General features: G+C 57.1%; 19 protein-coding genes. 5 read left to right on the top strand and 14 right to left on the bottom strand.

Annotated features, from left to right (window positions below; genetic code table 11):
* Window positions 1-28: 28 nt before the first annotated feature.
* From mtlR to L3069_RS21790, 3 genes are all read right to left on the bottom strand, one after another.
* Window positions 29-619 carry a mannitol operon repressor MtlR gene (gene mtlR, locus L3069_RS21800; RefSeq protein WP_023298873.1) on the bottom strand — a complete coding sequence of 197 codons (591 nt, stop codon included), beginning with the start codon at window positions 617-619 and terminating at the stop codon, window positions 29-31.
* Window positions 616-1,764 carry a mannitol-1-phosphate 5-dehydrogenase gene (mtlD, locus tag L3069_RS21795; protein ID WP_100167839.1) on the bottom strand — a complete coding sequence of 383 codons (1,149 nt, stop codon included), beginning with the start codon at window positions 1,762-1,764 and terminating at the stop codon, window positions 616-618. Before mtlD ends, mtlR begins: the two co-directional genes overlap by 4 nt.
* Before the next feature lie 102 nt (window positions 1,765-1,866).
* Window positions 1,867-3,774 carry a PTS mannitol transporter subunit IICBA gene (locus tag L3069_RS21790; RefSeq protein ID WP_022649761.1) on the bottom strand — a complete coding sequence of 636 codons (1,908 nt, stop codon included), beginning with the start codon at window positions 3,772-3,774 and terminating at the stop codon, window positions 1,867-1,869.
* Window positions 3,775-4,210: 436 nt separating this feature from the next.
* On the opposite strand from L3069_RS21790, the gene L3069_RS21785 reads away from it, so the two are divergent.
* The 3 genes from L3069_RS21785 to selB all read left to right on the top strand — a co-directional run bounded on the left by L3069_RS21785 (window position 4,211) and on the right by selB (window position 8,143).
* Window positions 4,211-4,819 (top strand): glutathione S-transferase, encoded by a 609-nt coding sequence (locus L3069_RS21785; RefSeq protein WP_015572763.1) that lies wholly within the window; start codon window positions 4,211-4,213, stop codon window positions 4,817-4,819.
* A gap of 103 nt (window positions 4,820-4,922) precedes the next feature.
* A complete protein-coding gene (selA, locus tag L3069_RS21780) occupies window positions 4,923-6,308 on the top strand; it encodes an L-seryl-tRNA(Sec) selenium transferase (protein ID WP_038416915.1) in 1,386 nt (461 codons plus the stop codon).
* Window positions 6,305-8,143 (top strand): selenocysteine-specific translation elongation factor, encoded by a 1,839-nt coding sequence (gene selB, locus L3069_RS21775; protein ID WP_038416914.1) that lies wholly within the window; start codon window positions 6,305-6,307, stop codon window positions 8,141-8,143. Before selA ends, selB begins: the two co-directional genes overlap by 4 nt.
* Window positions 8,144-8,146: 3 nt before the next feature.
* Here the strand turns inward: selB and L3069_RS21770 are convergent, their stop codons facing one another.
* Complete coding sequence (locus L3069_RS21770; protein ID WP_038416912.1) at window positions 8,147-9,031, bottom strand: ROK family protein; 885 nt, start codon at window positions 9,029-9,031, stop codon at window positions 8,147-8,149.
* Window positions 9,032-9,197: 166 nt separating this feature from the next.
* On the opposite strand from L3069_RS21770, the gene aldB reads away from it, so the two are divergent.
* On the top strand, window positions 9,198-10,736 hold the full coding sequence (aldB, locus tag L3069_RS21765; protein WP_023307168.1) for an aldehyde dehydrogenase AldB: 1,539 nt from the start codon (window positions 9,198-9,200) through the stop codon (window positions 10,734-10,736).
* A gap of 117 nt (window positions 10,737-10,853) precedes the next feature.
* Here aldB and L3069_RS21760 read toward each other — a convergent pair whose 3' ends face one another.
* Together L3069_RS21760 and L3069_RS21755 are read right to left on the bottom strand one after the other, a co-directional pair.
* Window positions 10,854-12,803, bottom strand: a complete 1,950-nt coding sequence (locus L3069_RS21760; protein WP_038416911.1) for a glycoside hydrolase family 127 protein — start codon at window positions 12,801-12,803, stop codon at window positions 10,854-10,856.
* A gap of 10 nt (window positions 12,804-12,813) precedes the next feature.
* A complete protein-coding gene (locus tag L3069_RS21755; RefSeq protein ID WP_022649754.1) occupies window positions 12,814-14,214 on the bottom strand; it encodes an MFS transporter in 1,401 nt (466 codons plus the stop codon).
* 225 nt (window positions 14,215-14,439) lie between these two features.
* Between L3069_RS21755 and L3069_RS21750 the strand changes: the two genes are divergently transcribed.
* Complete coding sequence (locus tag L3069_RS21750) at window positions 14,440-15,258, top strand: helix-turn-helix domain-containing protein (protein ID WP_038416910.1); 819 nt, start codon at window positions 14,440-14,442, stop codon at window positions 15,256-15,258.
* On the opposite strand, the gene araD is transcribed toward L3069_RS21750, so the two are convergent.
* The 8 genes from araD to yiaK all read right to left on the bottom strand — a co-directional run bounded on the left by araD (window position 15,259) and on the right by yiaK (window position 22,837).
* Window positions 15,259-15,954, bottom strand: coding sequence for an L-ribulose-5-phosphate 4-epimerase (araD, locus tag L3069_RS21745; RefSeq protein ID WP_038416909.1), 696 nt, complete (start codon window positions 15,952-15,954; stop codon window positions 15,259-15,261).
* Window positions 15,948-16,808, bottom strand: coding sequence for an L-ribulose-5-phosphate 3-epimerase (locus L3069_RS21740; protein ID WP_038416908.1), 861 nt, complete (start codon window positions 16,806-16,808; stop codon window positions 15,948-15,950). Before L3069_RS21740 ends, araD begins: the two co-directional genes overlap by 7 nt.
* Before the next feature lie 2 nt (window positions 16,809-16,810).
* Window positions 16,811-17,464, bottom strand: coding sequence for a 3-keto-L-gulonate-6-phosphate decarboxylase UlaD (gene ulaD, locus L3069_RS21735; protein ID WP_023298862.1), 654 nt, complete (start codon window positions 17,462-17,464; stop codon window positions 16,811-16,813).
* Window positions 17,461-18,966 carry an FGGY-family carbohydrate kinase gene (locus L3069_RS21730; protein ID WP_038416907.1) on the bottom strand — a complete coding sequence of 502 codons (1,506 nt, stop codon included), beginning with the start codon at window positions 18,964-18,966 and terminating at the stop codon, window positions 17,461-17,463. Before L3069_RS21730 ends, ulaD begins: the two co-directional genes overlap by 4 nt.
* Before the next feature lie 76 nt (window positions 18,967-19,042).
* The gene (locus L3069_RS21725) at window positions 19,043-20,362 is read right to left on the bottom strand and encodes an MFS transporter (protein WP_038416906.1); all 1,320 of its coding nucleotides are present in this window, start codon (window positions 20,360-20,362) and stop codon (window positions 19,043-19,045) included.
* A 45-nt stretch (window positions 20,363-20,407) separates the two neighbouring features.
* A complete protein-coding gene (locus L3069_RS21720; RefSeq protein WP_100167838.1) occupies window positions 20,408-21,334 on the bottom strand; it encodes a DUF4862 family protein in 927 nt (308 codons plus the stop codon).
* A gap of 26 nt (window positions 21,335-21,360) precedes the next feature.
* On the bottom strand, window positions 21,361-21,828 hold the full coding sequence (locus L3069_RS21715; protein ID WP_038416904.1) for a YhcH/YjgK/YiaL family protein: 468 nt from the start codon (window positions 21,826-21,828) through the stop codon (window positions 21,361-21,363).
* 10 nt (window positions 21,829-21,838) lie between these two features.
* A complete protein-coding gene (gene yiaK / locus L3069_RS21710; protein WP_038416903.1) occupies window positions 21,839-22,837 on the bottom strand; it encodes a 3-dehydro-L-gulonate 2-dehydrogenase in 999 nt (332 codons plus the stop codon).
* Between the last annotated feature and the right edge of the window lie 213 nt (window positions 22,838-23,050).

Here is a 23,050-nt window from a genome sequence, read left to right as displayed (position 1 = left end):
AGGGAAGGATACACCAATGTGTGCGGGCTTACTTCTGAAACGCTTTTTTTAAGCTGATTTTAGAAATCAGCTCAGTCAGGGAAAGCACCATGGTGGAGCGGACAACTTGTTGATAACGCAGCTTTTGCATCATGTACAGCTCAGGGTCGCTGTCATCAAACTGAGGTGCGGGAGGGAGCGCGGCTACGCAGTGCAGTTCGCCGAAGGGCCCCAGGATCTCATCATCGGTAAAGGTGTACTCATTGCCGTCATGATTGAGCTCTTCGCGCAGCGCCATTAACAGCTCGGCGTCTTCATACTCCTGACGGTTGAGCACGCCAAGACCGTAGATCAGCTTCAGCCGTACCGATAAATCGCCCAGCGGTCCGTCTCCGTCCAGTAACGGTTCTACAGCATACTTTACCGCGTAGTCGTCTTTGCGAAACACCTGAAGCACCAGAATGTTCACCGCCTCGGTTAACAGCTCGACGGCGGCGATCAGGAAACTTCGTACGGTTTTGCCAGCATTCAGACGCTCAAGCACACGATTTTCAAAGGCCTGGGTTTGTTCCATTATTGCCTGCATATCTGACAATCTGTTATTCGGGCGCAGGCTAACCTGCGCCGGACTCTGCATCATTTGGTTGCGTTGTATGCGCTGACCGCCTCCGCAACCACGTCACTGTTGGCATCCAGACCGGAAATCTGCGCCAGCGCAGCCTGTGCGCCTTTGTCATCAATCAGCTGAGCCAGCTCAATCGCCTGCGGGTCCTGCTCGCTGCGGTAGTGCATTGCGGCAGCAATCCCTTTCACCAGGTTAGCGTGCGGCAGACCGTATTCCAGCGTGCCCAGCAGCGGTTTAATCAGGCGGTCGCCCGCGCTCAGTTTACGCAGCGGCTGACGACCCACGCGCTCAACGTCATCTTTCAGATACGGGTTTTCAAAACGACCGAGGATTTTCTGGATGTATGCTGCGTGTTTATCAGCATCAAAACCGTAGCGTTTGATCAGCACCGCGCCGCTCTCTTCCATTGCCCCTTTGACCACCGCACGGATGTTCTCATCGAGGATCGCGTCACGAATCGTCTGATGACCGGCCAATTTCCCGAGGTACGCGGTTATAGCATGCCCGGTGTTCAGCGTGAAGAGTTTACGTTCGACAAATGCCATCGGATTATCGGTTAATTCCATTCCCGGAATGGTCGGCAGCGCGCCTTTAAACTGAGTTTTATCAACGATCCACTCGCTGAAGGTTTCCACCGTCACTTCCAGCGGGTCGTTGGTGGCGGATTCTGATGGCGGAACGATGCGGTCAACGGCGGAATCCACAAAACCAACGTGCGCTTCAACCCAGGCTTTATCTTCATCAGCCACAGCGGCCAGAACGTGGCCTTTCAGCTGCGTGGTGCCGCGCACCATGTTTTCACAGGCGATGATGTTCAGCGGCGTTTCAACGCCTTGTGCTTTACGCTTCGCCAGGCCTTTCGCGACCGCCGGGGCGATACGCTCAAGCACCACCGGACCCACGGCTGTGGTGACCAGATCAACGCTTGCGATGAGGTCAATCACGTCGTCGCCAATGCTGCTTACCGCGTTGACGCCAGAGACCGTTTCAACCTGTTCGTTTTCACCCACCACGTGAACCTGATAGCTATGACGGGCATTCAGGGCATCCAGAACCACCTGATTCACATCGGCGAATGTCAGGGTAATGCCCGCGTCTGCCAGCAGTTTACCGATAAAGCCACGTCCGATATTACCTGCGCCAAAATGTAATGCTTTCATAGTGTTAACCTTCATCAATGTTTTTACCCGAGAGGGCTGGGGTGAGGAACGTTTTCCCCCTCACCCTAGCCCTCTCCCCGGGGGGAGAGGGAAGAGGCGCTGTTACTTGTTAAGCAGAGCCAGAACTTCTTCAACGCTGGTGGTATTGGCCAGACGCTCAATAACCGTTTCGTCATCCAGCGCGTTGGTCAGGCTGGTAATCACCTGGATATGCTCGTTATTGCGAGCGGCGATACCAATCACCAGACGGGCGATGTCGTCCTCTTCTTCACCGAAGCGCACGCCGTCAGGATACTGACAGAACACCACGCCGGTTTTCAGCACGCGGTCTTTGGCTTCCACCGTACCGTGTGGAACCGCGATGGATTCACCCAGGTAGGTTGGGGTCAGCTTTTCACGCTCCAGCATCGCCTCAACGTATTCCGGCTGAACGTAGCCGCCTTTCACCAGCTGCTCACCGGCGAAGCGAATGGCCTCTTCTTTATTGGTCGCCGTGCGGCCAAGGAAGATGTTTTCTGCGCCCAGTTTGAACAGATGCGCGTTGCTCTCGTCGAAGCTGTCTTGCAGGCTGGTGCGCACCTTCACTTCGTTATCTTCATGGCGCTGGGCCGCAACCAGACGTTCGGTCAGGCTGGTGTACAGGCCGCTGTCGAGGAAGTTGGTCAGGGAAATGTGCTGCGCCTGCGGCACCTGACGCATGGCGCGCTCGGTCAGATCGCGGTGCGTGATCACCAGGTCAACGTCCGGCGGCAGGTTGTTAATCGCGCTGTTGGTCACGGAGATGTTGGTCAGACCCGCATCCTGCACTTTCTTACGCAGCACGCCCGCACCCATTGCGCTGGAACCCATACCGGCATCACAGGCCACGATAATTTTACGTACGTGGCTCAGGTCGTTAGAGACATCACCCGCCGCCAGCGGCGTTGCGCCTTTGGATTCGGCTTTCATGTCATGCATACGACGGGTTGCCGCTTCGATATCGTCGTCTTCTTTCACCTTGCTGGTTTTCAGCAGGATAGCGGAGACCACGAAGGAGACGGCCATGGCCGCACAGATCGCCGCGATGTTCGCGAAGTAGGCGCCTTTCGGGGTCATCGCCAGCACCGCCAGAATAGAGCCTGGAGAAGCAGGAGACACCAGACCACCGCCCAGTACGCTCAGGGTGAACACGCCGGTCATACCGCCAAGGATAACGGCCAGGATCAGACGTGGGTTCATCAGCACATACGGGAAGTAAATTTCGTGAATACCGCCCAGGAAGTGAATGATCGCCGCGCCGCCAGCAGACTGTTTCGCGCTGCCGCGACCAAAGAACATGTACGCCAGCAGAACGCCCATACCCGGACCCGGGTTCGCTTCAATCAGGAAGAAGATGGACTTGCCGAGATCGTGTGACTGCTGGATACCCAGCGGTGAGAAGATACCGTGGTTGATGGCGTTGTTCAGGAACAGGATTTTCGCCGGTTCAACGAAGATAGACGCTAGCGGCAGCATGTCGTGCGCCACCATGAAGTTAACGCCCGCCGCCAGCAGCTTGGAGAGCACTTCAACCGCAGGACCAATGCCGAGGAACGCCAGAATCGCGAGGATCATCCCGATGATGCCCGCGGAGAAGTTGTTCACCAGCATTTCGAAGCCGGATTTGATCTTGCCATCAACCCAGACGTCAAATTTCTTAATAGCCCAGCCGCCCAGAGGACCGGCAATCATCGCACCGAGGAACATCGGCATATCCGCACCGACAATTACCCCCATGGTTGTGATGGCACCCACGACACCACCACGGTCACCGCCCACCAGACGACCACCGGTATAACCGATGAGCAGCGGCAGCAGGTACGTAATCATTGGGCCAACAAGTTTCGCCAGCGTTTCGTTAGGCAACCACCCTGTCGGAATAAATAATGCGGTGATAATACCCCACGCGATAAACGCGCCGATATTTGGCATCACCATGTTGCTGAGGAAACGACCAAAGCTTTGCACTTTGATCTTGAAATCGGATGACATAAAACACCCCTTCTTATGTTTACGCTTAGGCTTGTGGCCCGAGGTTTATCGTTAATGTGCGGCGGCAGAGGTAGCCGGGCCCTGTTCTGATGCTGTGAAATCTGGCACTGAATCGTTCAACTGTCCAGACAGCGGAATTTTGTGTGATCTGAATCACATGAATGTAGGGGGTGAGGATATTAATGAAGTGATCGCAATCACATAATGGGTGTGTAAAAAAAATACATTGCTCAGAATTACGCCAAAATGAGGGCTATTTTGTGATTAATATCACAATGTTAAGTTGGCTGTTTGTTTCCAGATTGTGATTTGATTCACAAAATATTTTTATGCAGATTTCTCCCGTATCCCCTCACGGCAGGAATGCGATACGTACACCTGCCTTTTTTCTCGGCTTGATCCATACTGACCTCTTTATGGGCATTAAGGATAAGCAATGAAACTCATCGGCAGTTATACCAGTCCTTTCGTGCGTAAGATTTCGATTCTCCTGCTGGAGAAAGGGATTGAATTTGAATTCGTAAATGAACAACCGTACAACGCAGAGAACGGCGTTGCGCAGTACAACCCGCTGGGGAAAGTCCCGGCGCTGGTAACGGACGAGGGCGACTACTGGTTTGATTCCCCGATCATTGCGGAGTACATCGAGCTGCTTGGCGTTGCGCCAGCCATGCTGCCGGCGGATCCAAAAGCGGCGCTGGCGATGAAGCAAATTGAAGCCCTGGCGGATGGCATTATGGATGCGGCATTAACGTCCGTACGCGAGCAGGCAAGGCCCGCCGCCCAGCAGTCAGAAAATGAGCTGCTGCGCCAGCGCGAAAAAATCAGCCGCAGCCTGGATATGTGCGAACAGCTGATCCGCGACGGGAAAATTCAGAGCGATAGCCTGAATCTGGCGACGATCGCCATCGCCTGCGCCATTGGCTACCTTAATTTCCGCCGCGTCTCGCCGGGCTGGTGCGTGGATCGTCCGCTGCTGGTCAAACTGGCGGAGACGCTCTTCCAGCGCGAAAGTTTCGCCCGGACTGAACCACCAAAGGCTTGATGCGGGTTATAACACTTCCTGGCGGGAGGCGGTACAATCCCCCCACATGTTAACTCCCTCTCCCGTCGGGAGGGGGGAAGATATTTACTCGCCAGGCGCATTCATGACTACTCATCATTCCCTCTACAGCCAGATCCCCGCTACCGATCGTCTGCTTCGTGATCCGCGCATCACTGCGGTGCTGGAGCAGTTTGGCCATACTGCAACGGTCGACATGCTACGCCAGCTTCAGGACGATGCGCGTCGCCATATTCAGGCTGAAAACGCGCTACCCGGCTGGTGCGAGGCATGGGCGCAGGAAGTTGAATGGAGGCTGAGCAAGCACGCGCAAAGCGCGTTGCGCCCGGTTATTAACCTGACGGGCACGGTTCTGCACACCAATCTGGGCCGGGCACAGCAGGCAGAAGAAGCAATAGAGGCCGTCACCCGGGCCATGCGCTCGCCGGTGACGCTGGAGTACGATCTGGACGGCGCCGGGCGCGGGCATCGCGATCGCGCGCTGGCGGATCTTCTCTGCCAGATCACCGGCGCGGAAGATGCCTGCATTGTGAATAACAACGCGGCGGCGGTGCTGTTAATGCTGGCGGCCACCGCGAGCGGAAAAGAGGTTGTCGTCTCTCGCGGCGAGCTGGTGGAGATCGGCGGGGCGTTTCGTATTCCGGATGTCATGCGCCAGGCGGGCTGCACGCTGCATGAAGTGGGCACAACCAACCGTACCCATGCAAAAGATTATCGCGCGGCGGTGAATGAAAACACTGCCCTGCTGATGAAAGTGCATACCAGTAATTACCACATTGAGGGGTTCACCAAAACGGTGGAAGAGGCCGAACTGGCCGCCATCGGGCGCGAGCTAAACGTGCCGGTGATTGCCGATCTCGGCAGCGGGTCGCTGGTGGATATGCGCCAGTACGGTCTGCCGAAAGAGCCAATGGTGCAGGAAATGGTTGCTGCGGGCGTAAGCCTGGTCAGTTTCTCCGGCGATAAACTGCTGGGCGGGCCGCAGGCGGGGATTATCGTCGGCAAGCGCGAGCTGATTGCGCAGCTACAGCAGCACCCACTGAAGCGTGCCCTGCGTGCCGATAAAATGACGCTGGCCGCGCTGGAAGCCACGCTGCGGCTCTATCTCCACCCGGAGAAACTGGCTGACCGCCTGCCCACGTTGCGTTTGCTGAGCCGTGATGAAGCCTCTGTTCGCGCGCGGGCGGAAGCGCTACTGCCGCAGGTTGCTCCTCATTACCCTGAGTTTGAAGTTCGTATCGAGCCTTGCCTGTCGCAAATTGGCAGCGGCTCGCTGCCCGTGGACAGGTTACCGAGCGAAGCGCTGACGTTCACCCCGCGCGACGGACGCGGAAGCCAGCTTGAGGCGCTGTCGACGCGCTGGCGCGCATTACCGACGCCAGTGATTGGCCGGATCGGTGATGGTCGTATGTGGCTGGATTTACGCTGCCTGGAAGATGAAGGGCGGTTTCTGGAGATGATGTTGAAATGATTATTGCCACCGCCGGTCACGTTGACCACGGCAAAACCACGTTATTGCAGGCCATTACGGGCGTGAATGCCGATCGCCTGCCGGAAGAGAAAAAGCGCGGCATGACCATTGACCTGGGTTACGCCTACTGGCCACAGCCCGACGGTCGCGTGCTGGGCTTTATCGACGTGCCCGGCCACGAGAAGTTTCTTTCCAATATGCTCGCGGGCGTGGGCGGGATCGATCACGCTCTGCTGGTTGTCGCGTGCGATGACGGGGTGATGGCGCAAACGCGCGAGCATCTGGCGATCCTGCAACTGACGGGAAACCCGCAGTTGACCGTCGCCCTTACCAAAGCGGACCGTGTGGATGAGGCGCGTATCAACGAGGTGCGTGAAGAGGTACTGGCGGCGCTGAGTGAATACGGTTTTAAGGATGCCGCTCTGTTTGTCACCGTGGCGACAGAAGGCCGCGGTATCGACGCTCTTCGCGACCATTTGCAGCAGATCCCGTCTCGTGAGCATGCCAGCCATCACCGCTTCCGTCTGGCGATCGACAGGGCGTTTACCGTGAAAGGGGCTGGGCTGGTGGTGACCGGTACCGCGCTGAGCGGCGAAGTTAACGTGGGCGATACCCTGTGGCTGACGGGCGTGAACAAACCCATGCGCGTGCGCGGGCTTCACGCGCAAAACCAGCCGGTGGAACAGGCCCACGCCGGGCAGCGTATCGCCCTGAATATTGCTGGTGATGCCGAAAAAGACCAGCTTAACCGCGGCGACTGGCTGCTGGCCGACGCGCCGCCGGAGCCTTCTGAACGGATTATCGTTTCTCTACAGACCCACACGCCGCTGACCCAGTGGCAGCCGCTGCATATCCATCACGCGGCCAGCCACATCACCGGACGCGTGTCGCTGCTGGAAAACTATCTCGCCGAACTGGTGTTCGACTCCCCGCTCTGGCTGGCGGATAACGACCGCCTGGTTCTGCGCGACATCTCCGCGCGCGAAACCCTGGCGGGCGCCCGCGTGGTGATGCTGAATCCGCCCCGTCGCGGCAAGCGTAAGCCCGAGTATTTAGCGTGGCTGGCCTCGCTGGCCCAGGCTCGTGACGACAAGTCTGCGTTAGATATCCACCTTGAGCGTGGTGCGGTGGATCTGGCTGCGTTCGCCTGGGCGCGCCAGCTCAGCGGTGAAGGATTGCGTCTTCTGACGCAGGAGCCGGGTTTTATTCAGGCTGGCAACAGCCTGCTGAACGCGCCGGTGGCGGCGCGCTGGCAGCGTAAAGTGTTGAGCACGCTGGCGACCTATCATGAACAGCATCAGGATGAGCCAGGCCCAGGCCGTGAACGTCTGCGGCGTATGGCGTTGCCCATGGAAGACGACGCGCTGGTGCTGTTGCTGATTGAAAACATGCGTGAAAGCGGCGTGATTGCAAGTCATCACGGCTGGCTACACCTGCCGGAACATAAGGCCGGTTTTACCGCTGAGCAGGACGCGGTCTGGCAAAAAGTGGCGGCGCTGTTTGGCGATGAACCCTGGTGGGTGCGCGATCTGGCGCGTGAAACCAATACCGATGAGCAGCTGATGCGTCAGGTACTGCGGCATGCGGCGCAGCAGGGCATGATTGTGGCGATCGTGAAAGATCGTTATTACCGCAACGATCGGATCGTGGCGTTTGCGAACCTGATCCGGGAGCTGGATCAGGCGCGCGGATCAACCTGCGCCGCAGACTTCCGCGATCGGCTGAATGTTGGACGCAAACTGGCGATTCAGATCCTGGAGTATTTCAACCGCATCGGGTTTACGCGTCGTCGTGGCAATGACCATGTGCTACGCGACGCGCAGTTATTTCCGTAAGCGTTAAGCGCTGCGCGCCTGCTTCTGCTTAGCCAGCCAGACCGCGCCCAGCCTTCCCGCCTGGTTACCCAGCTCGCAGGGAAGGATGGGCACCCGGAGCGCTTCCCACTCCTCGAATCGCTGTAAATATTTATCCAGCAGGAGATAGATTTTCTCCTGCTCACTAATGCCGCCGCCAATCAGCACCGCCTGCGGATCAAACATAGAGATCACGCTGTAGATGCCCCGCGAGAGGAAATGCGCCCACTCTTCTATGGCCTCGCGCAGATGCACGTCGCTGTCCATGCGTTTAAACAGCTCCTCACCATCAGGCATCTCATCTTCCGACACGGCCAGCGCGCGGCGGCAGGCTTTCATCAGGCCACTGGCGGACGCCACTTCATGCATCGGTTCGCCCTCATTGCCTACGGGTAGCACGCCAAACTCACCCGCCCGGTAGTGCGACCCGCGGTAGAGATCGCCCTCCATGACGATACCGCCGCCGATGCCGGTGCCGATGGTGATGCAGACGAAATGCTCATAGTCCTTGCCCGCGCCCTGCCAGCGCTCGCCCAGCGCCGCGCAATTGGCATCGTTTTCGATTGTCACAGGGAGATCGGTCAGCTGTGCGAACAGTTCGCACAGGTTTTCGCCGTCAAGATAGTCCAGCGCCCCGGCTTTGGCCGCTTCGCCAGTATGGTGATTGATATGTCCTGGAAAACTCACGCCAATACTGGCGATCTCGTGCTCCTGGCAGTACTTATCCACTACCGCTTTCCACTTCTCTTTGAAGGTGCTTTCATCGTCCGGCGTATCATATTCATCGGATGTCAGTTCTTCGCCGTTTTCATTAATTACGCCGTGTTTGATGTGGGTTCCACCCACGTCAAAGCCGATAAATAGCTGCATTGCATCATTCCTCATGAGCCCTTGAGCTATTAAGTATGGCTGCGGCGGCAGAAACGAAACGTAAAGTACGGTAATCCGTGATGCGGCTCGTAAACCCGCTACCCGCTGGCGAGAAAATCACCAGCCGGAACTACCCTTGTTGTACAACAACAGCAAGGAGACGGTCATGACAAACAATCCTCCCTCATCGCGTATCCAGCCTGGCGAGTATGGTTTTCCCCTTAAGCTGAAGCCCCGCTATGACAACTTTATCGGCGGCGACTGGGTGGCGCCCGTCGACGGTGAATACTATTCCAACCTGACGCCCGTTACCGGCCAGCCGCTGTGTGAAATTGCCAGTTCGGGCAAACGGGATATCGATTTAGCGCTGGATGCGGCGCATAAGGCGAAAGATAAGTGGGGGCAAATGTCCGTTCAGGACAGAGCGGCCATTTTGTTCAAAATCGCCGATCGGATGGAGCAGAATCTGGAGCTGCTGGCGACCGCAGAAACGTGGGACAACGGCAAGCCGATCCGCGAAACCATGGCGGCGGACGTGCCGCTGGCGATCGACCATTTCCGCTATTTTGCGTCCTGCATCCGTGCCCAGGAGGGGGGAATAAGTGAAGTTGACAAAGATACCGTGGCGTATCACTTCCACGAGCCGCTCGGCGTGGTGGGGCAAATTATTCCGTGGAACTTCCCGCTGCTGATGGCGAGCTGGAAAATGGCGCCCGCGCTGGCGGCGGGTAACTGCGTTGTGCTGAAACCTGCACGCTTAACGCCGCTTTCGGTACTGCTGCTGATGGAGGTAATTGGCGACCTGTTGCCGCCGGGGGTCATTAACGTGGTCAACGGGGCCGGGGGAGAGATCGGCGAATATCTGGCTACTTCAAAGCGTATCGCCAAAGTGGCGTTTACCGGCTCAACGGAAGTGGGTCAGCAGATTATGCAGTACGCGACCCAGAACATCATTCCGGTCACCCTGGAGTTGGGCGGGAAATCGCCGAACATCTTCTTTGCCGACGTGATGGATGAAGAGGACGCCTTCTTCGACAAAGCGCTGGAAGGGTTTGCGCTGTTTGCGTTTAACCAGGGCGAAGTCTGCACCTGTCCGAGCCGCGCGCTGGTGCAGGAATCCATTTATGAGCGCTTTATGGAGCGGGCGATCCGGCGCGTGGAGTCGATTCGCAGCGGTAATCCGCTGGATAACGTTACCCAGATGGGGGCGCAGGTATCGCATGGCCAGCTGGAAACCATCCTCAACTATATTGATATCGGTAAAAAAGAGGGGGCTGATGTGTTGACCGGCGGTCGTCGTAAGGTGCTGGGCGGCGATTTGCAGGAGGGCTACTACCTTGAGCCGACTATCCTGTTCGGTAAGAACAACATGCGCGTTTTTCAGGAGGAAATTTTTGGACCGGTGCTGGCCGTCACCACGTTTAAAACCATGGACGAGGCGCTGGAGCTCGCGAACGACACGCAGTATGGCCTGGGGGCTGGCGTCTGGAGCCGTAACGGTAATCTGGCCTATAAAATGGGCCGCGGCATTCAGGCCGGACGCGTATGGACAAACTGCTATCACGCCTATCCGGCTCATGCGGCGTTTGGCGGCTACAAACAGTCGGGCATCGGGCGCGAAACCCATAAAATGATGCTGGAGCACTACCAGCAAACGAAATGTCTGTTAGTCAGCTACTCCGATAAACCGCTGGGGCTGTTTTAATCTCCCGGGCGGCCTGAGCCGGGTTAAAGCCGGGTGGCGGCTTCGCCTTACCCGGCCTACTTTTTACTCCCTCTCCCGTGGGAGAGGGCTGGGGTGAGGGCAACAGGCCGCAGTTATTCAGCCTTCATCCACCCATATCCGCATTTCCCCTTCTCCCCGGTTTGCCCAGCTGAACCATGGAATAAAGGTCAGCGTCTGGGGCTGACGTTCTACCGGCGAGTGGTCGTACTGCCACAGGGCATCAGTGTCCTTCGCCTGACACCCGATCCCTTCCGCCTGTATCAGCATCTTGTGCGCGAAAATGCCTTTGCCTTCAAATACCCGAAACGCGCTGTCTTGCGGCAAAGAAAGGTTATGCAGATTTGCGCCGTTATCGGCTTCTTCCAGGCAGTAAACCAGCGGCCCACGCTGCAATGCGACTTTCCCCGCCTGCTGGCGCACCTGCGGGTTGCCGTACACGCGGCGGACCGGCATCGGTAACGTCAGCGTCAGCGTGTCGCCTTCCTGCCAGCTGCGGTTGAGGTATAAGTATCCACGGGAGACCTCGCCTGTAATGGCTTGACCATTGAGCGAAACAGCCGGTTCCGCACACCAGTCCGGCAGCCTCAGGGCCAGCGTGTGAGTCACCGGAACTGGTGAGGTAATCTCGATTTTCACCTGCTCATGCCACGGATAGTTTCCGCTAATCCGCAGCTGGAGGATGTTATCCCCAACCGGAATGGCGACGTCGTTCCCCACGTACAGGTTGATCAACAGCGCGTCCGGGCGAACGGTATAAATGTAGTGCCCCAGCGAGGTCAGCACGCGCGCAATATTCGGCGGGCAACAGGCGCAGCCGAACCAGCGCTGGCGCACCGGTTTCACGTGGTCATAGATATGGTTAAAGGCCAGTGTTTTCGGGTGCACTTCCAGCGGATTCACATAAAAGAAATGCTTACCGTCCAGCGCCATGCCACCCAGCACCGTGTTGTATAGTGCGCGCTCCATCACGTCGGCGTAGTGGCCGTCCGCCTCCATCTCCAGCATTCGGCGGGCAAACATCATCAGGCCGATGGAGGCGCAGCTTTCGGCATAGACCGTATCGTTGGGCAGATCGTAATCGCTGCTGAATGCCTCGCCGCTGCTTTGCGAGCCAATCCCGCCGGTGATGTACAGCTGGCGCTGTGCCATGTTGTTCCACAGCCGCAGGCAATCCTGACGTTTCCCTTCGTCGTTGCTCAGGCGCGCCAGATGCGCCATGCCCGCCATCAGATAGACAAAACGCACGGCGTGGCCGATGGCCGTTTGTTGTTCGGCAAGGGGCTGATGCGCCTGGCTGTAGGCTTTGTCCTTGACCATCCACGCCGGGCCATAGGTGTTCCAGTATGACGTTCTGCCGCGCTTCTCATATTCGATATCGTAGAAGTGAGGCTGTGTGCCGCGTTCCTCAATAAAGTATTTCACCAGATTGAGATAGCGTGGCTCCTGCGTGACGTCGTACAGCCGCATCAGCGCCAGCTCGATTTCCGGGTGGCCCGGATAGCCGTGCAGCTGGTTTTCGCCCGGGCCAAACACGCTGTCGATATGATCCGCCAGCCTGCACACCACGTCCAGCAGGCGGCGCTTTCCGGTTCCCTGGAAATACGCCACGCCCGCTTCAATCATATGCCCGGCGCAGTACAGTTCGTGGCACTCGGCCAGATTGGTCCAGCGCTCGGCCGGTGCTTTCACCGTGAAATAGGTATTGAGATAGCCATCTTCACACTGCGCCGCTGCGACCAGCTCGATCACCTCGTCGGCGGTTTTTTCCAGTTCGGCATCCGGCTTCTGGCACAGCGACCACGCCACGGCTTCGAGCCATTTCGCCACGTCGCTGTCCTGAAAGACCATCCCGTAAAACTCCCCCTGTTCCAGACCGGCCGCGATGCGGAAGTTGGCGATGGCGTGGCTGGGTTCAGCCTCCGCCACGCGATCGTTAAGCGCATCCCACTGGTAGGGGATCACCACATCGCGGACCAGCCGTTGGTACTGACCAAGAAACGGGTCGTTGATTTTCAGCTGATGCAGGTCGGCTTCCATTATGGTCATATCGTTCTCCTCAGGACTGTACATGACGCTGGCGCAAATCGGTGGCAATGCGCGACATCACGGGATTGTTAAGCCTGCACCAGCGGATAGCGACCGCCAGCAGCAGGTGGAAAAGGGCAGGGAGCAGCGTCTCCATGGCGGTGATGCCCTGCAATGAGGCGGGTGTCTGGTTGCCCGCGCCTGGCTGATAGGCCACGGCAATAAACACCAGGCTGATGATCCCGGCGCTGGATGCCCACGCGAGCTTGATGAAAAATAGATTGAAGGCGAAATTCATCCCCGAGGAGCGCACGCCGGTTTTCCATTCGCCGTAGTCATCGGCAAAGGCCATTAGCGAGAAGTGAAGCGGCAGGGTGAAGCCCAGGATCACGCCGTTACTTAAAATCACGATAAGCCAGAGCGTCTGGTGCGCCGGGCCACCTGGCAGGAACCACATTCCCATAGCAAGCGCAGCGAGTACCAGGTTGGTGTAGTAGTAGAGTTTGACGGTATCAATCCGCCGCGACAGCGGGTTGACGATCACCGCGCCCAGAATGGCGGCAAAGGTCACCATGGTGAAAAACAGCGAGGTGTACGCCGTGCTGCCCTGAAGCACGTAGGTGATGAAGTACATGTACCCGCCGCCGCGAATGTTGAAGACGTTGATCAGCAGAAACGACATCACCAGCATCAGCAGCAGCTGATCGTTTTTACGCAGGCCCGCCAGGTGCTCGCGCAGGGTGAATTTCCCCATCAACGCAAGCGGGACGCGCTCGCGCACCCAGAAGAAGCAGCACAAGAACATCACCACAGCGATGGCGCACAGTACGCCGACGCCCAGCTGATAACCCCGGGCGGTATTGCCCTGTCCCAGCTCTGACACCAGCCACGGCAGGCCAACGGAGACCAGAAAGCCCGCCACGCCGCACAGTACGAAGCGCCAGGACTGGCAGGATATTACCTCGTTGTGGCGGGTGGTCATGGTGTTGATCAGCGCGCAATATGGCACGTTGATGGCGGTATAGCCCACTGAAAGCAACAGATAGGTGCCGAACGCCCAGGCGATTTTCACGCCCATGCTGGCGTCCGGGACGGTGAAGGTCAGCACGCCGACGATCCCGATGGGAAGCGCGACCCACAGCTGCCACGGACGAAAACGCCCCCAGCGGCTCTGCGTGCGGTCGGCAATCACGCCCATCACTGGATCGGAAATCGCGTCAAATACCCGAAGGGCAATAAACAGCGTGCCCACCAGCGCGGGCGTCAGGCCAAATACATCGGTATAGAAAAAGGTCAGGAAGTTCATGATCAGGCAGGTAATTACCGTGCCGCCCGCGTCGCCCAGGCCGTAGCCAATTTTCTCGCGGACTGACAGCCGGTCATCGGCTGCCTGTTTTGCAACTTCTGCGTCTGTAATCGGTGTGGAAGTCATGGGGTAACTCCTCGATAAACGATTTATTATCGTATTTGTGCAAGGTACCCCATTTATTCTGCATTCAACGGGCATACCAACAAGGGAAGGGAAAAGTATAAAAAGGTGACGATTCCGACCTGATGGTAAAACTGTGAGTTTGATCGAGCTGTTCTGCTGATATTTATTAATAATCAAACAATAAACGCAATATTAGCCACCATAAAAGCGGGAAATTGAATATCCATGCTTGAATTATCCATAGCACTTCCGATTAAGGTTCAAAATGGCGGGTTATTTATCTCCCGGGGCGTGGGTCGTCATCCCGCACGAAAATTATCTTCGTGGGAGATAATCTTTGTCGAAAAAGGGACATTAACGATCCAGGAGGAAAATACGCTGTTTGAGGTAAACGCCGGCGAGAGTTTATTACTTTGGCCGAAGCGGCGGCATGTCGGCGTGGAAGATTTTCCGGGCGATCTCAAATTTTACTGGCTGCATTTTGAGGTGGATGAAGGCTTGCCTGTGTTGCCAGGTGCGACGCCACTGTCGATTGAGCAACACTGTAGCGTGCGGGATCCGCAATATGTTATTGCGTTATTCCGTCAGTTTTTAAGCGAGCAGGAAAAATTACAGCGTAGCCAGGCGCTGGAGATAATTTTGCTGTTAATTTTGCAGCAGATATCGCTCTCGCCGGGATATGAAGATAAAGCGGATGATGCGGGCGCAGCAATGGCGTGGAAGGCCAAACAGCTTATCCGCACTCACTTTCATTTGCCCATATCCACTTCACAGCTGGCGAAAGAGCTGCACTGCAACGCAGATTACCTGGGGCGAGTATTTCGCCGGACGTTTCATTTAACCCTGACGGAGGCAATACACCGCCAGCGCGTCAGGGCCGCTGAAAAATTGTTGCTGAACGATGCGGCCTCATTAACTGAAGTGGCCACCCGGTGCGGTTTTAATGACGTGGGTTATTTCCGGCAGATATTCTCGAAACATACCGGGTTAACGCCCGCCGTCTGGAAACGGCGGTACTGTAAAGAGCATATTAATTCCGGATGATTACTGGCCGTAATAGGCATTTGCGCCATGCTTGCGCAGGTAATGCTTATCCAGCAATTCCTGCTGCATAACCGGAAGCTGTGGTGCAAGCTGGCGCGAGAAAAGCCCCATATAGGCGCACTCTTCCAGCACCACGGCATTGTGTACCGCATCGGCAGCGTCTTTGCCCCAGGCAAACGGGCCGTGAGAGTGTACCAGCACCGCCGGGACCTGCATCGGGCTTATGTCGCGCTCCTCGAAGGTTTTGATAATGACTTCCCCCGTCTGGTATTCATATTCACCCGCGATTTCAGCCGTGGTCATCAGCCGCGTGCAGGGGATCGCACCGTAGAAATAGTCCGCGTGCGTCGTGCCCCATGCGGGTAAATCCTGCCCCGCCTGCGACCAGATGGTGGCGTGGCGGGAATGGGTATGCACGATGCCACCAATTTCCGGGTAACGACGATACAGCGCGAGATGGGTCGGGGTGTCGGAGGAGGGTTTTTTACTCCCCTCGACCACTTTACCCGTGGCGATATTTACCACCACCATATCTTCTGCGGTCATCACGTCGTACTCCACGCCGGATGGTTTGATCACCATCATGCCGCTGTCACGGTCAACCGCGCTGACGTTGCCCCAGGTGAACGTCACCAGCTGGTGGGCGGGCAGGGCGAGATTTGCCGCCAGCACCTCGGCTTTGAGTTGTTCTAACATGTCATGCCTCCTTCCTGCATTCGTGCTTCAATCCAGCGGCGCGCCTGGATGATCTCCAGTACCGGCTCTTTGGCTTTTTCGGTCCACATTTCAATCAGAAATGCGCCGCGATAGTTAAGTTGATTTAGCGTGTTAAACACGCCAACGAAATCGACGCAGCCCTCGCCAAACGGCACATCACGGAACTGGCCGGGGCTTTTTTCGGTTACGGGCCGGGTGTCTTTCAGATGGATAGCGGCGATGCGGTCAATGCCCAACGTCAGCTCGGCGGTGACGTCGTTGCCCCACGCGCTCAGGTTGCCGACGTCCGGGTAAACGCTGAACCACGGCGAGGCGAGCATGTCGTCCCACTTTTTCCACTTGCTGATGGAGTTCATAAACGCGGTGTCCATGATCTCTACCGCCAGCATTACCTGCGCGGAAGCGGCCTGCTCTACGGCCCACGCCAGCCCTTCGGCAAAGCGCTGTTGCGTGCCCTCGTCATGCTCCTCGTAGTACACGTCATAACCCGCAAGCTGGATGGTGCGAATACCCAAATCACGGGCCAGCCGGATGGCTTTGGTCATGATCTCGCGGGCGCGTTCGCGCACGGTGTCATCGCGGCTGCCAAACGGGAAGCGACGATGGGCAGACAAGCACATCGACGGGATGGCCACGCCGGTCTCCAGCATCGCTTCCACCAGAGAGGCGCGCTGCGTGGTACTCCATTCAAGGCGCGATAAACGCTCGTCGGTCTCATCCACCGACATCTCCACAAAATCGAAGCCGCAGCTTTTTGCCAGAACCAGGCGCTCCGGCCAGGAGAGATCTTTTGGCAGCGCTTTTTCGTAAATGCCTAACGGATGCTGACGCATGGTTACTCTCCCCAGATGTCGCGAATTTGCGAATGGAATGCTTGTGCCACCTGCGGCGGATTGGCGGCGCCTGCCAGCGCGCGCCCGGCAATGAAGGCTTTGACGTTGATCTGCTTAAACAGCGGCAGGTCAGCGGGGGTGATACCGCCAGTGATGGAAAGCTGTAGCCCGATATCGGACAACGCCTTCATTTTGCTGAGATCCGCCTCGCCCCACTGCTGGCCGCTGGCCTGTGCGTCGCGCCCGCGGTGGTATATCGCCTGCTTCACCCCGATGCGGTGCCACGCGCGCGCGTCGTCCAGCGTCCAGTTGCCAAACAGCTCCATCTGGATCTCGCCGCCGCCGCGCAGTGCGACCTCGTGGCCACGTTCAACGGTGGCCAGCGGGGCGGCACAGATGATGGTCATCCAGTTTGCGCCTGCGCCAAACGCCTGCTCAGCCAGCGTTTCTCCGGCATCGGCGACTTTCCAGTCCGCCACGATAATTTTATCCGGACACTGCGCGCGCAGGGCGCGAACGGCGTTTAGCCCTTCGGTCAGACACAGGATGGTGCCGGCTTCGACGATGTCGACGTGATCGGAAAGCGTCGCGACATCCCGCTGCGCGGCCTGAAGTGAGGTGTGGTCGAGCGCCAGCTGCAATAATGGTCGGCTCATAGGTCGTACTCCTTAACACGGGCGTGATAGCCCTGTAATGCTGAAATCAGTAGCTGGTAACGGTGATATTTGCGCTGGTAGGCGGCATGGGCACGCATGTCAGGTTCAATCATCCGGATGTCATGCCTGAGGGCGCGCTGAGCGGCGTAAAAATCGGGATAGAGACCTGTACCGACGAGCGCGGCCAGCGCCGCACCGGAACAGCCGGTCTCTTCCACCTGCGGGAGTTCAATCGCCAGGCCGCTGACGTCCGCGAGCATCTGCATCCACACGTCCGAATGGGTGGGGCCGCCCGTCACGCGCAGGGTCTGCACGTGGGGAAAGCGTTCGAGCATACGGTTGAGGTGGGTCATGTGGCTGAATACCACCCCTTCATAAACCGCCTGGAGAAGGTGCGCGCGGGTATGCAGCGCCTGCAAACCATAGAAGCCGCTGGTCATCTCCAGTCCGGCGTTGCTGCCGTAGATGAAAGGCAGGAAGAACACATCGCTTTCAGCTTTTGGCAGGCTGGCCACGGCGTGGTTAATCTCATCGAATGACATTTCGCCCCATTGGGCCGTCAGCCATTCCAGGTTGCCGGACGAGGTGGGGCTGGCTTCGTGAACGATGAACTGCTGCGGATGGACATAGCGGCCATAGACGTAGGGGAACGGCTCGTTGTCGCGGATGCCGTGGGCAATCCCACTGGTCACGGCCCAGGTCCCCATTACGGCATTCAGCGTATTTTCGTCATGCAGCCCGGCGCAGATCGCGGTGGAAACCACATCAAACAGTCCACCAACGACGGGAGTACCCGCCGTGAGACCGGTCAGTGCGGCTGCCTGAGCGGTGATTTCCCCGCAAATTTCTGCTGAACCGATAATAGGCGGCAGGGCACCGTCAATGTCGCTGATGCCGAGCCAGCGCGTGAGCTGCGGATCGTACTGCCCGGTATTCATGTTGTAGAGATTGGATTCCGAGATGTTGCTCTCTTCGCAGCCTTTGACTCCGGTCAGACACCAGCGCAGGTAATCGTGCGCCATCATCACGCTGCCGATTTGCTGATACCGCTGCGGCTCGTTCTCTTTAACCCAGCGCAGGAGTGAGGCCGGATGCCCCGTCCACAGCGTCTGGCGAGTATGCGGATAGAGCTTTTCGGGTATACCGTCCTGCTGCCAGCGTTGCACGATCTCCAGCGCACGGCGATCGGAGGAGAGTATGGCGTTACCCAGGGGGCGATCCTGTTTATCGAGCAAAAATAGCCCCTTGCCCTGGGCTGAAATGCCAACACCTTTAATCTGACCGCCGTCAGCGCCTGAATTTTTAAGCAGCAGGGCGACGGTTTTGTGGCAGTGCTGCCAGAGCTGGTGCATATCCCGCTCGGCGTAGCCAGCGCGTGGGCTGAGCGTGGCCACTGAGCGGCGTTCAATACAGACTTCTTTGCCCTGGCTGTTGTATAAACCGGCTTTCAGATAAGTACCGCCACAATCGATACCCAGCCAGAAGGGCTCTTTTTCACTCATCTTCTTCTCGCTTAATTGCCGGGTGGCGCTTCGCTTACCCGGCCTACGGTTTGGTTTAGTGAATCAGGTGAGGGCCTCAGGCCGCACGCTTATGCGAGTTCACCGTGGGGTTGGGCTCTGCTCCGGCATCGCATTTCGCCGGTAACATCAGGGCCAGCAGCGATGCCAGCGCCAGCGAAACCGCCAGGCAGTAAACGCCTGCGTCTTTGCTGTACAGGGTGATCAGTACGCCTACCGCATAAGGACCGCAGAACCCGCCGAGGTTGCCCAGGGCATTAATCACGCCGCGTGCGCCACCCGCCATCTCAGCGCTGAACAGACGCGCCGGGATGGTCCAGAACACGCCCGCTGCGGATTGCAGGAAGAAGCCACAGCCCACCAGCGCGGCATAGGCCAGCCAGGTGTGCTCTTTCAGCGCCACGGAGAGGAACATGCAGAGCGCAAAGCCAATCAATGGCAGGGAAACAAACAGCTTGCGCTTGCCGGTGCGGTCAGAGAGCGTAGAGAACAGGAACATGCCGGCAATGGCGCCGATGTAAGGCAGAATGGCGAGCATTCCCACCTGGCCGATGCTGGTGTGCGTCAGTTCTTTCAGAATGGTGGGCAGCCAGAGGGTGTAACCGTAAATGCCGGTCTGGTAGAAGAAGTTGAGGGCGATCAGCTGCCACATAGTTTTGTCAGACAGCACTGCGCTGAGCGAGGCGTTTTTCACCTCTTTACCCGCAATGGCCTGCTGCTCTGCCGCCAGTGTTTGTACCAGGTAGTTTTTCTCGGCCTCAGAGATCCAGCGCGCTTCCTGCGGCCGGTCGTAGACGGTGAACGCCCACAGCACCAGCACAACAACGGACATCAGACCTTCAATAATGAACAGCCAGCGCCAGTCGAGAGCGGTGATAATCCAGCCCGATAGTGGGGCGGTGATGATCCCGGCGATGGGCACGAACATGATCACAATCGCGTTGGCGCGGCCGCGCTCGGCATCCGGGAACCAGTTACTGATCATCGTGAGCACAACGGGCAGCATCCCGCCTTCCGCCACGCCGAGTAAGAAGCGCAGCACCAGCAGCTGATACTGGTTGGTTACAAGCCCGGTCAGAACCGAGATCACCGCCCAGGCAACCAGCGACCAGCCGATAAACTTCTTACCGCTGCCGTGCACGGCAATTTTGCCGCCGGGAACTTGCAGGAACAAATAGCCAATAAAAAAGATCCCCCCCGCCAGGCCCGCCATCGTGGCGGAAATGCCCAGCTCTTCGTCCATACCGCCGGGCATCGCAAAAGCTATATTTACGCGGTCCATATAGGAAATAATGCAGGCGATAAGAATAGGGGGAATGATCCTTAGCCAGCGCTGGCGCGGAATGTCCGCGTGTAGAGCATTAGAAGAAATATTCATAGTTAATATCTCAGTGAAGGTAACCGGAAAATGTATTCTTTATTTTTATTGTGATGCTTTATTCATAGCGCTAATGCCGTCGCGCAAAATAGCGATGCGATGGCTGACGTCAGCATTAGCATTTATTTCCAGTAATTTAATACCGGAGAATTTCAATGTTGCGGCGCTCGCCGCAGTAAACAGCGTTTTTACATGTTCAGTGGACATGAGACTGTCGGCGCAGAACGAAGAAAACGGCGCGTGCAGATCCTGCCATTCTCCGTACACACCGCGAGGGGTCGTGCCCGAAAACATCAGCGCCCCCAGTTTCCCGGCAGCGAGTGCCGCCTGAACATGTTCCAGCGGAAGGGCGGTGTTGCGACCTTCGATGGCCGAACGTGCCCAGTTGATACAGACGCTGATATCGGTCTCTCTCACTACCTCCAGCACCTGCTCTAAGGGCAAGAACCCTTTACGCGGCGCCGGGCTATTCATCGCATCACAGTGTTCCAGCACCAGATCGCAGCCCCAGTCCCAGCTCGCGATTTCCCTTACCGAGCGGGAGAATGCTTCTGTCGCTTGCTCGACAGAATCATTACCCGCCTGTGGTGCGGCCTGCATTTCCAGAGCGACCACTTTCCCGGGAAAGCGGGTGTTAACGGCATCAATCTTTTGATGCAGATGGCGGTAATATTCAATGCACGCTTTACGTTGTTCTTCGTCCGCGGACGCCAGGCCAAACGCGCCGTTACTGCCGCGGCGGCGCATGGTTTCCATAACGGCTGTAACAACGATCTGCCAGTTGCCCGGCGTATGACGAAACAGCCATTCATCACCAAACGGATGGAGATTTTCAAGGCAAGGTTGTTCCAGCCCGCGAATATTTGGCGTGTCGGAAAGTTCCCGCCAGAAGGCGTGTTCTTCCTGCTCCCCTTTCTGGCGAAACGAGGGTGCGCAGGGGTACGCACCAATAATAAAACCGGTGTTGGTCATTTCGCATTCCTGTATTTATCAGAAAATTAATCTAATTCGCTGATGGCCACTTTCACCACAATTTTACGAATTGCGGATCCCTTGTTTTTAATACAGGCAGGACGGTGAACATCCTGCGGGAAAAATATGGCGTAACTGCCAGGTATCATTTCGATAAGCGACTCGTGTTCGCTGTCGTGATAAAAAATAATATCCCGTTGCTCCAGCAATGATTCGCTGATTTTGTTATTTCCGGTATCAATAGCAATACCGATTTTTTCTTCGCCCCAGGCCAAAAACTGGATATCCAGATAGCGGCGATGGACTTCAGGGCGGTTCTCGTGCTGTTCCTTTGTGGTGAGGTCGAGAACCTGGGCAAAAATGTTGCGGCCTTCAATTTCGATCACGCCCGGCGCCAGGGTGGTGAAATCCGTGGTACGCAGAAAATTAAGCGCCTTTTCAATCGCCAGCGGCAGGCGACATGGATTTGGCTGTGTAATATGTCCGAATATCATGACCCACTCCTTACAGAGACTGGATTTTCGCCCACACGCTGTCGTCAACCGTGATGCCGTGGCGGCGATTCTCCTCCAGCAGGCGTGTGAACTCATGGCCTGGCAGACGGACGGCGACATTTTCATCAGCGCGTTCTGCGGTGGTGATGAAGTCCATGATGCGCTGTAGTTTGGCATCGCGGGTTGGACCGTCGATCAGGCGATCCACTTCGATGGCGATAAAGATCTGCGATACGCCGTATTCATCGCTGTTGTCCTGGGTCACTTCCGCGACGGACGCGCCGTCAGAGAGCAGGGTGGCGATCATGTCGAGCACAATCGACAAGCCGGAACCTTTCCAGTAGCCCATGGGCAGAATGCGACGGTTTTTCTCAATCACGCCCGGCTCTCTGGTCAGATTGCCTTCATCGTCAAAGCCGCCGTCGACCGGTAATTCGCGTCCGGCCAGGCGATTCACCTCCAGCATGCCGTAGGAGAACATCGACATCGACATATCGACCATGGTGATTGGATTCGACGGGATAGCGACGATCAGCGGGTTTGTGCCGATGCAGCATTCTTTTGATCCCCACGCGGGCATCACGGCAATAGAGTTGGTCCAGCAGATGCCGATATAGCCTTTCTCCGCCGCCTGCCAGCCGTAGCTGCCGCCGCGCATCCAGTGGTTAGCGTTACGCAGCGCCACCAGGCCGATCCCGTGATCGGACGCCAGCTCGGTAGCACGGTCCATCATCTTCTTCGCCGTCAGGTTGCCGATGGAACGCTGGGCATCCCACTGTTCGATGGCGCCTAATGTCGTTACGCGTTTCGGCTGGGCGTCAGGGATGATGTCGCCTGCGTCAAGCTGCTGAATAAATCGCGGGAAGCGGTTGACGCCGTGTGAATAAACGCCGGACTCCGTGGTGCGGGCGAACATCTCGGCGCAGGCGTCTGCGGTATCCGCTTTTACACCGCGATCGAGCAGAACCCGATTGAACGCCGCTTTCAACTCTTCGAAGGTCACTTTCATCCCTGTTCTCCTGTTTTTTTAGGGGCAAGTGCGAGTGCTTTTTTATCGCTAAATTTCACTATGCGAAATCTGATTTCAAATATAACGATCAAATTTTGTCAGATCAACGACATTCACGCTTTTCAAAATCGATTAAAATCAAATGGTTGTGTTTTTTCTGTTGAGATCGTGAACTAAACCACACTTTGCGCTACCATCAGGGCGCGATAAACA

The sequence above is a fragment of the Enterobacter cloacae complex sp. ECL411 genome (assembly GCF_021869665.1).
Lineage (GTDB): Bacteria > Pseudomonadota > Gammaproteobacteria > Enterobacterales > Enterobacteriaceae > Enterobacter > Enterobacter intestinihominis.
Note: the sequence above shows the minus strand (reverse complement) of the source record. Positions and strands in the feature narration are given on the sequence as shown.